The following is a 14,222-nucleotide window of genomic DNA, read 5'->3' as shown; positions in this document are numbered from 1 at the left end:
ATTACCTAAAAAAATTATTTATATAGTGGATGTTCTTTAATTAATTCTGCCACTGATTGACGAACTTTTTCTAACTCATCTTCATTTTCATGATTAGTTAGAGCTTGAATAATTAATTCTGCCACTTTTTGTGCGCTTTCTTCTTTAAATCCTCTTGTTGTAATCGCTGGTGTTCCAATTCTGATACCACTTGTTTCAAATGGACTACGACTTTCAAAAGGAATTGTATTTTTATTAACCGTGATATGAACATTGTCTAAAATGGCTTCTGCTTGTTTTCCAGTTAAACCAAATCCTGTCACATCTATTAATAACAGATGATTATCAGTGTCTCCACTAATTAATCTTGGACCTGTTGATTGGTTAAAGACACGAGCCATCACTTTAGCATTGCTTACCACTTGTTCTGTATAAAGCTTAAACTCAGGTAAAAGGGCTTCTCTAAAAGCTGCGGCTTTTGCTGCAATCACATGCTCTAACGGGCCACCTTGAATACCAGGGAAAATATTACTATTTATTTTTTTGGCTAAATCAGGATCATTGGTTAGAATAACCCCACCACGAGGGCCTCTTAATGTTTTATGTGTGGTTGACGTCACAATATCAGCATAGTCCACAGGATTTTGATGTAATCCAGTTGCAACAAGTCCTGCAATATGCGCCATGTCCACCATTAATTTTGCCCCAACGCTATCTGCGATTTCTTTAAAACGTTTAAAATCAATTTCTCTTGAATATGCACTTGCACCAGCAACAATCAATTTAGGTTGATGTTTTCTAGCTAAAATTTTAACAACTTCATAATCAATCACTTCTGTGACAGGGTCCACACCATATGAAACAAAATTGTATGTTTTCCCACTAAAGTTTACTGGGGAACCATGTGTTAAGTGACCACCTGCAGTCAAGTCCATCCCCATAATTGTGTCACCAGGTTCAACTAATGACAGATAAGCCGCTGTATTAGCTTGAGAACCGGAATGAGGTTGTACATTAGCAAACTTAGCATTAAATAGATCACAGACACGATCAATAGCTAAATTTTCTGCAATATCCACAAATTCGCAGCCACCATAATAACGTCTGCCAGGGTAACCTTCAGCATATTTATTTGTTAATACACTACCCTGTGCCGCCATAACAGCTTCTGATACAAAATTCTCCGACGCAATTAATTCAATTGTGTTCTCTTGACGATTTTTCTCATTTTCAATAGCATCCCATAAAACAGCATCTGACTTCTTGTAATCCATAAAAGCACCTCACATTCATTATTTACCCACATTGTAACACAGTATTAGTTTTTTATGTTATCTTAAAAAAATTTTTGATTGGCAGCTTTTTTTAAGCGATTCATATAAGCTAACCCCTTATCTTCTTCATTAAATGTTTCTGCTAAAATCACATCAATTTTTTTCTCTGGTTGATCCAACTCTCTTAATCCTGCAAATAAATGTCTCATTGCTTCTGATACATCTGCTATTTCTGAGAGCTTATAAAATGACGTGTAATTTTCAAGTTTTTTTCTCGTAGCTTCACTACTTAAAATCCCCACATTTTTTCCTGTTTCATGATAAAAATCAATGGCTTCTTGCCAATTATTTAACTGATTATTGATCATAATAACAGGTGTATTTGGTGAATAATGTTTATATTTCATACCTGGAGCTTTCGGTGCTTCGCCTTCACTTAATATATGTCGATCCATTTGTACGTCACCAATCAACTCACTTAACTGATCTTTCGTAACCGCACCCGGTCTTAAAATAATTGGTACACCGTCAACGCTAGTCATATCTAAAACAGTCGACTCTACTCCTACTTGGCAAGCACCACCGTCTAAAACGCCAAAGATTTTACCATTCAAATCATGGTAAACATGCTTGGCTGTTGTTGGGCTAGGTAAGCCAGAAGTGTTTGCGCTAGGTCCTACTAAAACGGTGTTAGACTGCTCAATTAATTGTAACGTTAACTCATTGTTTGGCATTCTAAAAGCTGCTGTTTGAAGTCCACCTGTTACAACAGAAGGTAACACTGAAGTATCTTTTAAGTTAAATATCAGCGTTAATGGACCTGGCCAAAAAGCATCCATTAATTGTTGGGCCTTTTCTGGTATATCATTTGTAAACTCATTGACTTGCTCTTTATTTGAAATATGAACGATAAGTGGATTATCACTAGGTCTTCCTTTAGCTAGATACACTTGCTTAACTGCTGTTTCGTTAGTCGCGTCTGCTCCAAGTCCATACACTGTTTCAGTTGGAAACGAAACAAGTTCCCCTCTTTTTATAGCATCAACGGCTTCTTTTATGTTGTTTGGATGGATTATCTTCGTTTCCATCTATTGCACTTCCTTTATATCACTTTTATTATTCTATCTTGTCCATTCATATCTTTCACAACGCTTATTTCCTTGTTAGGGAAAGATTTTTGAAAAATAGTCGATACTGCATTGCCTTGTAAATAACCAATTTCCAAATAAATTTTACCTGTTTCAGACAAGTGTTCTCTGGCTTCATTGGCAATTTTTTTATAAATAGCAAGTCCCTCGTCTTCTGCAAAAAGTGCTTGCTTAGGCTCAAATTCACGAACTGAAACATCCATCTCTTCCCACTCATCATAACTAATATACGGTGGATTTGAAACAAGAATATCAATTTTTTCTAAGCTATCTAGCCCTGATAATATATCACTTTCTAAAAAAGAAACGGACACATTCAGTTCTTTACTATTAGCTTTTGCGACTTCAAGCGCCTCTTTAGAAATATCTAGCCCTGTAACTTGCCAGTTAGGTTTGTCAGCTTTTAAAGAAATGGCAATAATTCCCGTTCCAGTACCAATATCAACTACTTTTTTTTCTGAGTCAGAGTTTTCTTTTAAAATCAAATCCACTAATTCTTCTGTTTCAGGTCTTGGAATAAGCGTTTGCTCATTCACTAAAAAACGTCTGCCGTAAAATTCACACGAGCCAATAATGTATTGAACTGGAATATGATGACTAATTTTTTCTAAATCTATCTTAAACTGATATTGTTCTTCTTTGGGCATTTCTTCTTTAAAATGAAGTAGAAGCTCAGTTTTAGTCCATTGTTTTTTCTCTAAAAGTAAATATTCTGCCACATAAGTTTCAATATTATTTTTCTCTAAAAAAGAAGAAGCCCATTTAAGGACTTCAAAATAAGTATTACTATTAACCATTTAATTTTTCCAACTGTTCTGTTTGATCATAAATAATTAATGCATCGATAATTTCATCTACTTTACCTGCTAAAATTTGGTCTAACTTTTGAATAGTTAATCCAATTCGGTGATCTGTCACACGGTTTTGTGGGAAATTGTACGTTCTGATACGCTCTGATCTATCACCCGTTCCAACCGCTGATTTACGGTTTGCATCATATTCGCTTTGGCTTTCTTGTAACATTTGGTCAAATACACGAGCTCTTAAAACTTTCATGGCTTTTTCTCTATTTTTTAATTGAGAACGTTCATCCTGCATTGCAACAGCAATTCCTGTTGGGATATGAGTTAAACGTACAGCAGAGGCAGTTTTATTAACATGCTGTCCACCAGCTCCACTAGCATGATAGATATCAATACGGATATCTTTATCTGCTAAGTCTAATTCTACCTCTTCTGCTTCAGGTAAAACAACTACTGTAGCCGTTGATGTATGAACACGCCCTTGAGATTCTGTTGAAGGAACACGTTGAACACGGTGTGCGCCACTTTCATATTTTAATTTAGAGAAGACACTCTCACCAGTAATCATGATAGTTACTTCTTTATAGCCACCAATATCAGTAATATTAGCATCCATAACTTCAAACTTCCAACCTTGAGCTTGTGCGTAACTTTGATACATTTCAAATAAATCCCCTGCAAACAATGCCGCTTCATCTCCACCAGCAGCTCCGCGAATTTCCATGATAATATTTTTATCATCATTAGGGTCTTTAGGTAATAATAAAATTTTAATGCGTTCTTCAATTTCTTCTTTTTCAGCTTTAAATTCAGATAATTCTTCTTTAGCTAATTCTTGTAACTCATCATCTAATTTTTCGGAAAGTAATTCCTCAGAGTCAGCAATACCTTGTACTACTTCTTTATATCTGCGGTAAACTTCTACTGTTTCTCTTGTACTTGCCTCTTCTTTAGATAATTCCATAAAACGCTTCGTATCACTCACTACATCTGGGTCACTTAATAACTCTCCAAGTTCTTCATAACGATCTTCAAGAGATTGTAATTGATCAAACATTTACTTCTTCCTTTCTTTATATCCTCAATAGTTGCTTTCTTTATCTATTAATTATTGTTTTGGTGGGTTTAAATAATGTTTACGACAAACTGGATAATAGGATTCATTTCCACCTATTTGAATTTGTTCTCCTGTATAAACAGGTTTATTGTCGCTCATTCTAAGATTCATCGTTGCTTTTTTATGACAAAACCAACAAATTGTTTTTAACTCTTCTACCTTATCTGCATAAAGTAATAAATACTTTGAGCCTTCAAATAATTCGTTTTTAAAATCATTTTTTAACCCGAATGCCATAACAGGAATCCCTAATTCATCAACAATTTTAGCAAAAGCAATGACATGATGTTTTTCTAAAAATTGGGATTCATCTACTAGAATACAGTATGGTTTAAATGATAGTGACTCTATTTTAGCATAAATATCCGTTTCATGAAAAATTGGGATTGCTTCTCGTTTTAAGCCAATTCGACTAGAAATAGTACCAACTTCATCTCTTGTATCTAAACCACTTGTCATTAAAACAACGGGCTTGTTCTGTTCTTCGTAATTATGGGCGACTTTCAAAATTTCGATTGTTTTTCCACTGTTCATTGCACCATGTTTGAAAAATAATTGTGCCATTTTTTACAACTCCCCCTTGTTTATCCTCTGATAGTATACTTTAATTTTCCAAAAAAAGCATTATCTAAGAATAAAAAGATTAAAAAACAGTAGAAAATTATTTAACTAATTAACTGATTTTACTTTACTTTTAATTTGTGAATCGTTATAGTGTGGATGTACTAATTTATAATAAGTAGGAGGAACATCATGGCAAACGTTTTAGTTATTAAGGCACACCCACTAACAGCAAATGAATCTCGTTCACTAACAGTTTTAGAGGCATTTGTTGATTCTTACAAGGAAAAACAACCAACAGATGTTATTATTGTTGTTGATATATTCGAAGAAGAAATTCCAGAAATAGATAAGGCTCTTTTTGAAGCTTGGGGAGACGCAGCTTCACAAAAAGAACTATCACCAGAACAAATTGCAAAGTTAACACGCTTTAATGAGTTAACAGAACAATTTTTAAATGCAGATAAAATCGTCATTGCTAACGCCCTTTGGAATCTAGGTATTCCAAGTAAATTAAAAGCATGGATTGATACCGTTGTTGTAAATGGTAAAACATTTAAATACACAGAAAATGGTCCCGTTGGCTTAGTACCTGGTAAAAAATTATTACACATCCAATCAAATGGTGGCGAATACGGCGGTAGTGACCCATCTGCTCAATATATTAAAACTATTTTTAATTTCATGGGAGTTAAAGAAATTCAACAAATTTTTGTTGAAGCAGTGGATCATCACCCAGAAAAAGCTGAAGAAATCATTGGCTTAGCAAAAGAAAAAGCTACTAACTTAGCTCATACATTTTAAAAAAAGAAGGTTGAGAGCATTATGCCTCAACCTTTTTTTCTTCTTTATTATCCTCAGCCACGTCTTCTTCATAAAGACCCGAAACTTCCTTATACCAAGTAAATAAATGAGTAGCAATAACTTTTATTGTGGCATAAAAAGGAATTCCTAAAATTACGCCCATCACACCAAATATCTTACCAGCAGAAAGTAACACGAAAATAATCGTAATTGGATGAATTTCTAACTGGCTTCCTAAAACAAGTGGTGAAACAAATTTTCCTTCGATTGTTTGTTCAACAACAAACACAATAATCACAGCAATTAACATTTTAGGTCCATCAACTAAGGCCAAAATAATCGCAGGAATCGTGGCAAGTGCAGAACCCACATACGGAATCAAATTAAGAAATCCCGCTAAGATACCTAGAGTCACACTATAATTAAGACCAATTGCTGAAAAACCAATAATAAACATAATCGCTACTGCAACAGCAACAGTCACTTGACCTCTAACATAAGAAGACAATTGTTTATTAATATCAACTAGTACATTCACTGTTGTTTTTCTAATCTTTGTTGGTAAAAATTGTGTCATATATGGTGCTAATTTTTTACCATCCTTTAACAAATAGAAAAGAATAAAAGGGACTGTTACAACAGTTACAACTATATTAGCCACCGCTCCAACGACACTCCCTATTCCCATAAAGGCATTTTTAGAAACAGTTTTCGCTAGTGTATTAATTGATGTGAAAAACTCATTTAAAGAGTCTTCAATCGGTCCACTAAACTTTTCAAAAATTGGTGTATTGAAAAATTCAGACGTTTTGCTTTCTATAATGTGCCAATAAGTTGGCCACTCATTAAAGAAACTCTTTGTTTGATTTTGAATCTTCGGAATTAAAATCACAATTCCCCATGTTAAAAGCCCAAGTATAACAACAAAAAGTATTGTGATACCTAAATTTCGTTTTACACCTTTTTTTTCCATGAAATTCACAATTGGATTTAATATATAATAGAGTAATCCTGAAATAACAATTGGTAAACCAACAATTCCGATAAATTGAGCTACTGGTTCAAAAAGATGTGATACTTTCGTAAAAAGTAAAACAATTAATAAACACAATAAAATAATTAATAAAACTGTCACAAATTGATTGTTTAAAAACCAGCGATTAAACCAACTTCGCCGATCTTTTTTGGGGTTATCAAGTTGCATATTAATACCTCCTAGTGATAGGTAACAATCGTTTCCTCTGTAATGTTAGGTAACACATGCGGTTCCAAATAAAGAGCATTGTCTAAAGAGTGTTCTTTATCTACTTCCTTAAATACCATGGATACATGTCCCATCTCTTCTAAATTTTTGTTAGCCAGTGGTCCCACTTTAGTTACCTTATATTTTTGTTCATCAAATGAAACATAATCACCAACACTTATTTCTTTCAATTCTTTTGTTTTAAAACGTTGAATGATTGAAAATTTTCTCAATTCTTCTGTGGCTGTTTCATTAAAAAGAATTAACAAAGGTTCCTGACTATTTATAGCTTCTTCTCCAATTGACATCACGATTGATTGCATCATTACTTACACCTCATTTAATATTTTTACAATATAAATAAGTATATCATACCTCACGCTAAGACTTTCATAAAAACTTTCAAAATAAGAATGCGAAACTTTTTCTATTATTTTTTAATATGCTATAATTTGTTTTAACACAAAGGAAAGGGTGCTTACATGTTACAAAAAATTATTCTTGGCTCTTATACTAAAAGAGATAGTAAAGGAATTTACTCAGTTGAATTAGATACTGAAAAAAAAGAACTTACTCATCTTATTTCAATTATTGAAGAAGACAATCCAACATTTTTAGATAAATCAAACCAACACGTGATTTATTCTGTTTCTAAAGATGGCTCTTTAGGTGGTGTTGCTAGCTACAAAAAAGAAACAGATGGCCGCTTTACTTTCTTAAACCGGATTACTGAAGAAGGAGCTCCTCCTTGTTACGTTGCCGTAGATGAAGAAAGACAACTTGTTTACGGAGCAAATTATCATAAAGGAGTTATCACTTCTTATCAAATAAAATCAGATGGCTCACTTAGTCTTTCTGATCGTATCGAGCACAAAGGCAGCGGACCACACGAAAATCAAACAAGCCCTCACGCACATTATTCTGATTTAACACCAGATAATCGACTTGTTGCTTGTGATTTAGGAAATGACACCGTCTATACTTATGATGTATCAACAGAAGGTAAATTAACAGAAGTTGCTCAATTTAGCGCAGAACCAGGAGTAGGTCCTCGCCATATGGTATTTCATCCAAACAATCAAGTTGCCTATCTGTTTGGTGAATTATCTAGTGAAGTAATTGTATTAAGCTATTCTCCTGAAACTGGTGCGTTTACTCAACAGCAAGTTATTTCAACATTACCTGATTCTTATTCAGAATTTAATGGTGGTGCTGCGATTCGTATCTCAAAAGACGGAAAATTTTTATACGCATCAAATCGCGGTCATAACTCACTTGTCGTTTATAACGTATCTGAGGACGGATTAACCCTTTCACTTATTCAACATATCTCCGTTGAAGGCGATTTTCCAAGAGACTTCGATATCACACCAGACCAGCAATTTGTTTGTGTTGCAAATCAAAACACAGATAATTTAACCCTATTTGAAAGAGATGATATATCTGGTAAACTAACTCTTTTACAAAAGGATTTTTATGCGCCAGAAATTGTTTGTATCACATTTAATTAAAACAAAAGAGGCCAACTAAAAAGTTGACCTCTTTTTTCTAACTATTTTCTATAATGTTATTTCATTCTCTGAAATTTTTCCAGTCTGTAAGAAAACTTCAAGATTTGTTTTAAAAATTGGGAAAAGTCGCTCAAAATATTTATCTGTCATTCCAGAAGAATGCGGTGTTATCAAGCAATTATCTAACTGCCATAAAGGACTTTCTTTTGGAAGTGGCTCTTCCTCAAAAACATCTAGACCTGCAAATCCTATTGTTCCATTTTGGCACGCAATAACTAAATCATCAGTTTTAACTGTGCCACCACGGCCGACATTAATAAAAATAACCCCTTTTTTCATAACACTAAACAGCTCTTCTGTAAAAAAATGATGTGTTACTGTTGTGTCCGGTAATAAATTAATAACAATATCCATCTCTGATAAAACTGTATCTAACTGATCTTGTTGAATCATTTTATCAAAATTAGCAACAGGTTTACCACTTCGATTAACACCAACTAAATAAGTTTGAAACACTTTCAAAACCTCAGCCAAACGAGCACCAATGTGACCAGTACCTAAAATCATTACTTTTTTACCAACTAAATCTGTTTGTTTATCAGGAATCGCCCAAGTAGCCTTTTCTTGATTTAGAACAGCCGATTTAATCCCTCTTGTGTAAGCAAATAACATTCCTAACACAGATTCACTCATTTGATTACCGTGAACTCCACTGCCGTTTGATAAAAGAATTCCCTGCTCTTTTAAAACAGTTGTATCAATATGATCAATCCCGGCCGATTGCGCTTGAATCCATTTAATTTTATTAGACGGAGAAGTAACTAATTTCAAATTAAGTTCACTATCCCAACCATACACAATCTCAACATCTTCAACACACCCATTAAAATCTGCTTTTTTTATCACATCATACTCATTAGCTAATTCTTTTAATAACACAAAATCTTCATCAATGATTGGAACTAAAACCAATAATTTTTTTCTTTGCAATTGCTTTCTCCTCCTTTATTGTTACTTCTATTGTACACAATTTTAATCATCAAGTGTGGTTTTTACACTTTTAAAAAAACGTGTGATATAATATTGTCAATACATAAGGAGGTTCGTGCTAATATGTTAGATTTAGAAAAATTGAAAAAAGAATTGCTCATAATTGTCGAAGATATTCTAGAGAAATCTTCCATAGAAAAAGACGATATTTTTGTCGTAGGCTGTAGCTCAAGCGAAATTGTCGGCGGTATTATTGGGAAAAACTCCAATGAAGAAGTCGGAAAAATAGTAGCTGAAACCTTGATAGACTTTTTTAAAGAAAAAGAAATTAACCTTGTCTTTCAAGGATGTGAGCATATAAACCGAGCACTTACAGTGGAAAGAAGTCTTGCTAAAACACACGGTTTATCACGTGTTTCTGTTGTTCCTAAATTCCATGCAGGAGGAGCAACAGCAACTGCCGCCTATCAATTAATGAAAGACCCAGTTGTTGTGGAATATATTATTGCCGATGGAGGAATTGATATTGGAGATACTTCAATCGGAATGCATGTTCGACACGTTCAAGTCCCAATTCGTCCGTCTATCAAAACGTTAGGTAACGCTCATGTAACAGCTTTAGGTCATCGACCAAAATTAATTGGTGGCGCTCGGGCTGAATACAAATAATTTTTCGTCAAAAATAACTTTTAAAATATCGAAAAGCCTTTGTTTTCAAATGTTAATATCTATAAAAAAACAAAACGTCTATTCCAAAATGGAATAGACGTTTTATTTTTCTGGTACTTGTCTCAGGAGTTTAAAATAAACACACTCTAATCTCGTATCTTTTGATAAAATTTTTCCTGATTCTTGTAATTGAGATGAATAATAAGCCTCATGAATAGTTAACCAATTACTTAAAGAGCCATCCCCTTCTTTAATAGCAAACTCCTCATCAATTTGAGCAAACTCTTTAATAACAACAGAAATAACTTTCACCTCACAAACAAATTCATCACTACCATTATAAATTTGCCAGATATCACCAATTTTAGTTAGCTCACTTTCTAACTGAATATCTACCAAAGAGGATGTAGCCACTTTTTCATAGTTTAAAACTAACTCAGCTAATTCATCTTGCTCTTTTCTAGTCCCTCCAAAACGAACCTTCATATTAATCACTCCTTATAGAGATATCATATTTTTCTTTATGTTGGTCGGAATCATTATCACTTCAGGAGTTAAATCTATTGGTCTAAACGAAGTATCTATACATTCTTTCCAATATTCTAAGTGTTTTTTATCAATCCAATGCTCTGATTCTTCTACTTTTTGAGTGCCTTCACCTTGAATAGAATACCAATATAAATACTCTACTCCTTCAAAAACTTCTCTAAAAATTGTTTCAACATACATTTTTTCATTTTCCAACGTAAGTAGTGTCTCAGCCATGTTGTCATTTAAAAAAGCAAGCCATTCATCAACTATGAGACTTTTTCCTTCTTTTACTTTAAAACGACTTAATTCAACATTTAACATATTCATGACTCCTTTATTTTTTCTGAGAATAAAAATTCTCAATTTCTTTACCAATTTCTAGTAGCTCACCTGTTACAAAATGATTTGTCTGGAGTAAGAAAAACGATCGCAAATAAGCTTTGTCTAGTCGCTCTATTGTCATATTCACTGTTACAGCTCGTTTAGAGATTAGACTTTTACCCAATCCCTCCTCTAGCATTTTAACAATCATTTCATTATTTTTAACATACAATCGTTTAGGATTAAGATTTTCTTTCAGAAAGTAACGCTCCATATAATGATAAACACCTGAAGTCTCCTCTCGACTTAACCATAAATCACTAGTTAAATCACCAGCAATCACAAGCTCATCTTGTTCAATTTCAACTCTATTAACCCCATCAGTCATTAATGGTTTTTCAATGAAACCAAAATCAACAGAATGTTTCTTTATTTTTTCTAAAACTTCCTCTGAATTTCCCATTTCAAGCTCAAACATCACTTCTGGAAAAATAGCAATCAAATGTTTCATCAGTTCTGGTAAATAATAAACTGAAAAAGTATTTGAAGCACTGATTCGACAATGTAATTTTTCCTTGCTACTTTCTTTGACTAAGCGAGCTGTTTCTCGCCAATCATCTGTTAAATTGAGCAAACGTGCGTACAATGTTTCAGCAGATTTAGTTGGGTGCATTTCTTGTTTGCCCTTTCTTTTAAACAAGGTACACTCCAGTTCTTCTTCAAGTTGTTTAATTTGATTAGAAACTGCAGGTTGAGAAATGAATAAAATTTCTGCCGTTTTTGAAAAATTTCTTGTTTCATATGCTACTCTAAATGTGGTTAGTAATTTAAACATGGGTCACCTACTATTTATTTATTTTATAATTAATATATTAACTATATATTTCTCAAATGTAAAAATAAAGGATATAATTTTATTATTAATTAAAAAGGGATTGTGAGAAATAAATGATTGAAAATGCTAGATCGTATTTACCAGGACTAGGCTTATCTTTTCTAGTTGCTGGAGCAAGTAAAATAATTGCTATTTGGGTACCTGCTATTGGTGCAGCTACTATTGCTATTTTACTTGGTATTTTATTAGGAAACACTTTTTTTAAACAACCATTACTAAACATTGGAACAAAACTTGCTGAGAGTTTACTCCTTGAACTATCTATTGTTCTTCTTGGAATGACAGTTACTTTCCAAACAATTGCTAAAATGGGGTTTAACGGTATTGGTTTTATCATTCTCCAGATGACTGGAACAATTGTTGGCGTTTATCTTATTGGTAAAAAAATGAAATTTTCAAAAAAAATGTCTTTACTTATGGCTGGTGGAAATGCCGTTTGTGGCTCTTCAGCGATTGGAGCGATTGCGCCTGAAATTGATGCAAATGATGAAGAAAAAGGACAAATTATTACACTCGTTAACCTTTTAGGGACTGTCTTAATGCTCACTTTACCATTTATTGCAACACATCTTTATTCAGATGTACTAACTCAAAGTGCCCTCATCGGTGGAACACTTCAATCTGTTGGACAAGTTGTCGCTAGTGCCAGCATGATTAGTAAAGAAGTTGTTGAATTTTCAACACTGTTCAAAATTATGCGAATCATCCTACTTGTTGTTGTCGTCTTTTGTTTTTCGAAATTTACCGAAAAAGACCGTGCAGCAGCTATGACGGATTCACCTGTCCTAGCAAAAAAAGAAAAGAAATTACCGCTTCCTTGGTACATTATTGGCTTTTTATTTTTCTGTACAGTCAATAGCTTTATTCCTCTACCTAAAATAATTGGTGAGAGTGCTCACTTTATTAGTGGATGGTTTGAAATTACAGCTCTTGCTGCCATTGGGTTAAGATTAAACTTTGCGAAATTCTTTAAAGAAGGTATTCGCTTCTTAGTATACGCATTAGCTGTTGGAGTACTACAAATCATTCTTGCATTGAGTCTTATTTATATCTTTCATATTTAAAAAAGAAGTTGGATTAAACGTCCAACTTCTTTTTTCTTTCTAAATAATCGTTGCCCCCAACGTCGTTTCAAAATGACGTAAAGCCCAGCGATGACCTTCTTCATCAAAACTTTGTACACACTGCTTATGGATGACAATTTGATAGCCTAAATTATAAGCATCAATGGCTGTATGTAAAACACATATATCCGTGCAAACACCAGTTAAGTGAATGGCTGTAATATGTCGTTCTCTTAATCTGATATCTAAATCCGTTCCGCTAAATGCAGAATAATGACGTTTGTCTAACCAATAGACGGTTGCCTTATCACGATTATCTTCATACACATCATTTAAGGTTCCATATAATGTTCTGCCGAAGGTTCCGTTCACATTATGTGCTGGAAACAACTTATTTTCTGGATGATACAAATCTTTTGGGTCATGCCCATCAATGGCAAAAACAACAAATTGACCATCATCAATAAATTCTTTCGTTACTTTAACTAATTCAGATTCAATCTCTTGTCCTACTTTTCCTGTCGTTAATTTACCCTCATCAGCGACAAAATCATACGTATAATCAATCGAAATTAATGCTTCCATCTCCAAATCTCCGTTTCTTAAATTTCTGATAATAACGCCAATACCATTTTAGCTGATTTCTCACCTGCTTCAATTATGAACTCATCAAAATTAACGCTTGCGTTTTCATCCCCCACATCACTCATGGCTCTAATGACAACAAACGGTTTACCATATTGATAAGCCACATGGGCAATAGCAGCTCCTTCCATCTCATTTGCTAAACAATCCGGAAAATGAGTTTTTATATCACTAATTTGTTTCTGACTACTTACAAACGTGTCCCCTGATACAATTAATCCCACTCGTGTGTTGAGCATATTGTTGCTTGAGGCTTCCATTGCAGCTTCAATTAACATTTGGTTAGCCTCATAATACAAAGGCATTTGAGCCATTTGACCATAGTCATAACCAAAAGCAGTCACATCAACATCAGAATAAGCGACTTTATTAGAAATAACAATATCACCAATTGATAACCCTTCGCCAATTCCTCCAGCAGACCCTGTATTAATCACAACATCCACATGATAATGACTAATCAAAAGAGTCGTTGTTAGAGCTGCTAACGTTTTTCCAATACCTGATCTAGTCAAAACGACCTCATGTTTACCAATCGTTCCAGAATAAAAACTCGCTCCAGCTTCTTCCCAAGTTGTCATATTCTCTAATTTTTCAGATAAAATAACCACTTCTTGTTCCATTGCACCAATAATTCCAATTTTCATCCAAAACACCCCTTAATTAA

At 33.8% G+C, this 14,222-nt stretch carries 17 protein-coding genes; 4 read left to right on the top strand and 13 right to left on the bottom strand.

What is annotated here, in order from left to right:
- Nucleotides 1-14: 14 nt before the first annotated feature.
- The 5 genes from glyA to RR554_RS02555 all read right to left on the bottom strand — a co-directional run bounded on the left by glyA (nucleotide 15) and on the right by RR554_RS02555 (nucleotide 4,885).
- Nucleotides 15-1,253: a serine hydroxymethyltransferase gene (gene glyA, locus RR554_RS02575; RefSeq protein WP_332467365.1), complete on the bottom strand. Its 1,239-nt coding sequence runs from the start codon at nucleotides 1,251-1,253 to the stop codon at nucleotides 15-17.
- A 62-nt stretch (nucleotides 1,254-1,315) separates the two neighbouring features.
- On the bottom strand, nucleotides 1,316-2,341 hold the full coding sequence (locus tag RR554_RS02570) for an L-threonylcarbamoyladenylate synthase (protein ID WP_332467364.1): 1,026 nt from the start codon (nucleotides 2,339-2,341) through the stop codon (nucleotides 1,316-1,318).
- Nucleotides 2,342-2,355: 14 nt separating this feature from the next.
- Nucleotides 2,356-3,198: a peptide chain release factor N(5)-glutamine methyltransferase gene (gene prmC, locus RR554_RS02565; protein WP_332467363.1), complete on the bottom strand. Its 843-nt coding sequence runs from the start codon at nucleotides 3,196-3,198 to the stop codon at nucleotides 2,356-2,358.
- Complete coding sequence (gene prfA, locus RR554_RS02560) at nucleotides 3,191-4,261, bottom strand: peptide chain release factor 1 (RefSeq protein WP_332462700.1); 1,071 nt, start codon at nucleotides 4,259-4,261, stop codon at nucleotides 3,191-3,193. Before prfA ends, prmC begins: the two co-directional genes overlap by 8 nt.
- Before the next feature lie 51 nt (nucleotides 4,262-4,312).
- Nucleotides 4,313-4,885 carry a thymidine kinase gene (locus RR554_RS02555; protein WP_332462701.1) on the bottom strand — a complete coding sequence of 191 codons (573 nt, stop codon included), beginning with the start codon at nucleotides 4,883-4,885 and terminating at the stop codon, nucleotides 4,313-4,315.
- Between the two features lie 189 nt (nucleotides 4,886-5,074).
- Here RR554_RS02555 and RR554_RS02550 point away from each other — a divergent pair, with 189 nt between their 5' ends.
- Complete coding sequence (locus RR554_RS02550; RefSeq protein WP_332467362.1) at nucleotides 5,075-5,686, top strand: FMN-dependent NADH-azoreductase; 612 nt, start codon at nucleotides 5,075-5,077, stop codon at nucleotides 5,684-5,686.
- A gap of 19 nt (nucleotides 5,687-5,705) precedes the next feature.
- Here the strand turns inward: RR554_RS02550 and RR554_RS02545 are convergent, their stop codons facing one another.
- Together RR554_RS02545 and RR554_RS02540 are read right to left on the bottom strand one after the other, a co-directional pair.
- A complete protein-coding gene (locus RR554_RS02545; protein WP_332467361.1) occupies nucleotides 5,706-6,890 on the bottom strand; it encodes an AI-2E family transporter in 1,185 nt (394 codons plus the stop codon).
- Nucleotides 6,891-6,901: 11 nt separating this feature from the next.
- Nucleotides 6,902-7,255 carry a PTS glucitol/sorbitol transporter subunit IIA gene (locus RR554_RS02540; protein WP_332462704.1) on the bottom strand — a complete coding sequence of 118 codons (354 nt, stop codon included), beginning with the start codon at nucleotides 7,253-7,255 and terminating at the stop codon, nucleotides 6,902-6,904.
- Between the two features lie 156 nt (nucleotides 7,256-7,411).
- Between RR554_RS02540 and RR554_RS02535 the strand changes: the two genes are divergently transcribed.
- Complete coding sequence (locus tag RR554_RS02535) at nucleotides 7,412-8,440, top strand: lactonase family protein (protein WP_332462705.1); 1,029 nt, start codon at nucleotides 7,412-7,414, stop codon at nucleotides 8,438-8,440.
- A gap of 48 nt (nucleotides 8,441-8,488) precedes the next feature.
- Here the strand turns inward: RR554_RS02535 and RR554_RS02530 are convergent, their stop codons facing one another.
- Nucleotides 8,489-9,430 carry an NAD(P)-dependent oxidoreductase gene (locus RR554_RS02530; protein WP_332467360.1) on the bottom strand — a complete coding sequence of 314 codons (942 nt, stop codon included), beginning with the start codon at nucleotides 9,428-9,430 and terminating at the stop codon, nucleotides 8,489-8,491.
- A 123-nt stretch (nucleotides 9,431-9,553) separates the two neighbouring features.
- Between RR554_RS02530 and RR554_RS02525 the strand changes: the two genes are divergently transcribed.
- Nucleotides 9,554-10,099, top strand: coding sequence for a TIGR01440 family protein (locus RR554_RS02525; protein WP_332467359.1), 546 nt, complete (start codon nucleotides 9,554-9,556; stop codon nucleotides 10,097-10,099).
- Nucleotides 10,100-10,201: 102 nt separating this feature from the next.
- Here RR554_RS02525 and RR554_RS02520 read toward each other — a convergent pair whose 3' ends face one another.
- From RR554_RS02520 to RR554_RS02510, 3 genes are read right to left on the bottom strand one after another with little or no spacing between them, the layout of a single operon-like run.
- Nucleotides 10,202-10,585, bottom strand: coding sequence for an ASCH domain-containing protein (locus RR554_RS02520; protein WP_332467358.1), 384 nt, complete (start codon nucleotides 10,583-10,585; stop codon nucleotides 10,202-10,204).
- 12 nt (nucleotides 10,586-10,597) lie between these two features.
- Complete coding sequence (locus RR554_RS02515; protein ID WP_332462709.1) at nucleotides 10,598-10,951, bottom strand: DUF6176 family protein; 354 nt, start codon at nucleotides 10,949-10,951, stop codon at nucleotides 10,598-10,600.
- 13 nt (nucleotides 10,952-10,964) lie between these two features.
- Nucleotides 10,965-11,786 (bottom strand): LysR family transcriptional regulator, encoded by an 822-nt coding sequence (locus tag RR554_RS02510; RefSeq protein WP_332467357.1) that lies wholly within the window; start codon nucleotides 11,784-11,786, stop codon nucleotides 10,965-10,967.
- Nucleotides 11,787-11,899: 113 nt separating this feature from the next.
- Between RR554_RS02510 and RR554_RS02505 the strand changes: the two genes are divergently transcribed.
- Nucleotides 11,900-12,910 carry a YeiH family protein gene (locus RR554_RS02505; RefSeq protein WP_332462711.1) on the top strand — a complete coding sequence of 337 codons (1,011 nt, stop codon included), beginning with the start codon at nucleotides 11,900-11,902 and terminating at the stop codon, nucleotides 12,908-12,910.
- 39 nt (nucleotides 12,911-12,949) lie between these two features.
- Here the strand turns inward: RR554_RS02505 and RR554_RS02500 are convergent, their stop codons facing one another.
- Both RR554_RS02500 and RR554_RS02495 read right to left on the bottom strand, forming a co-directional pair.
- Nucleotides 12,950-13,495 (bottom strand): cysteine hydrolase family protein, encoded by a 546-nt coding sequence (locus tag RR554_RS02500; protein WP_332467356.1) that lies wholly within the window; start codon nucleotides 13,493-13,495, stop codon nucleotides 12,950-12,952.
- Between the two features lie 17 nt (nucleotides 13,496-13,512).
- Nucleotides 13,513-14,202 carry a 5'-methylthioadenosine/adenosylhomocysteine nucleosidase gene (locus tag RR554_RS02495; protein WP_332462713.1) on the bottom strand — a complete coding sequence of 230 codons (690 nt, stop codon included), beginning with the start codon at nucleotides 14,200-14,202 and terminating at the stop codon, nucleotides 13,513-13,515.
- Between the last annotated feature and the right edge of the window lie 20 nt (nucleotides 14,203-14,222).

The sequence above is a fragment of the Vagococcus sp. genome (assembly GCF_036639995.1).
Taxonomy (GTDB): Bacteria; Bacillota; Bacilli; order Lactobacillales; family Vagococcaceae; genus Vagococcus.
This window is presented reverse-complemented; position numbering and strand designations above follow the sequence as displayed.

Bases quoted from the DNA above. Each gene is read 5' to 3' on its own strand.
- RR554_RS02495 (WP_332462713.1), bottom strand. From the start codon at position 14,202: ATGAAAATTGGAATTATTGGTGCAATGGAACAAGAAGTGGTTATTTTA.
- prfA (WP_332462700.1), bottom strand. From the start codon at position 4,261: ATGTTTGATCAATTACAATCTCTTGAAGATCGTTATGAAGAACTTGGA.
- RR554_RS02515 (WP_332462709.1), bottom strand. From the start codon at position 10,951: ATGTTAAATGTTGAATTAAGTCGTTTTAAAGTAAAAGAAGGAAAAAGT.
- RR554_RS02505 (WP_332462711.1), top strand. From the start codon at position 11,900: ATGATTGAAAATGCTAGATCGTATTTACCAGGACTAGGCTTATCTTTT.
- RR554_RS02535 (WP_332462705.1), top strand. From the start codon at position 7,412: ATGTTACAAAAAATTATTCTTGGCTCTTATACTAAAAGAGATAGTAAA.
- RR554_RS02520 (WP_332467358.1), bottom strand. From the start codon at position 10,585: ATGAAGGTTCGTTTTGGAGGGACTAGAAAAGAGCAAGATGAATTAGCT.
- RR554_RS02555 (WP_332462701.1), bottom strand. From the start codon at position 4,885: ATGGCACAATTATTTTTCAAACATGGTGCAATGAACAGTGGAAAAACA.
- RR554_RS02510 (WP_332467357.1), bottom strand. From the start codon at position 11,786: ATGTTTAAATTACTAACCACATTTAGAGTAGCATATGAAACAAGAAAT.
- RR554_RS02525 (WP_332467359.1), top strand. From the start codon at position 9,554: ATGTTAGATTTAGAAAAATTGAAAAAAGAATTGCTCATAATTGTCGAA.
- RR554_RS02540 (WP_332462704.1), bottom strand. From the start codon at position 7,255: ATGATGCAATCAATCGTGATGTCAATTGGAGAAGAAGCTATAAATAGT.
- RR554_RS02545 (WP_332467361.1), bottom strand. From the start codon at position 6,890: ATGCAACTTGATAACCCCAAAAAAGATCGGCGAAGTTGGTTTAATCGC.
- RR554_RS02570 (WP_332467364.1), bottom strand. From the start codon at position 2,341: ATGGAAACGAAGATAATCCATCCAAACAACATAAAAGAAGCCGTTGAT.
- prmC (WP_332467363.1), bottom strand. From the start codon at position 3,198: ATGGTTAATAGTAATACTTATTTTGAAGTCCTTAAATGGGCTTCTTCT.
- RR554_RS02550 (WP_332467362.1), top strand. From the start codon at position 5,075: ATGGCAAACGTTTTAGTTATTAAGGCACACCCACTAACAGCAAATGAA.
- RR554_RS02500 (WP_332467356.1), bottom strand. From the start codon at position 13,495: ATGGAAGCATTAATTTCGATTGATTATACGTATGATTTTGTCGCTGAT.
- glyA (WP_332467365.1), bottom strand. From the start codon at position 1,253: ATGGATTACAAGAAGTCAGATGCTGTTTTATGGGATGCTATTGAAAAT.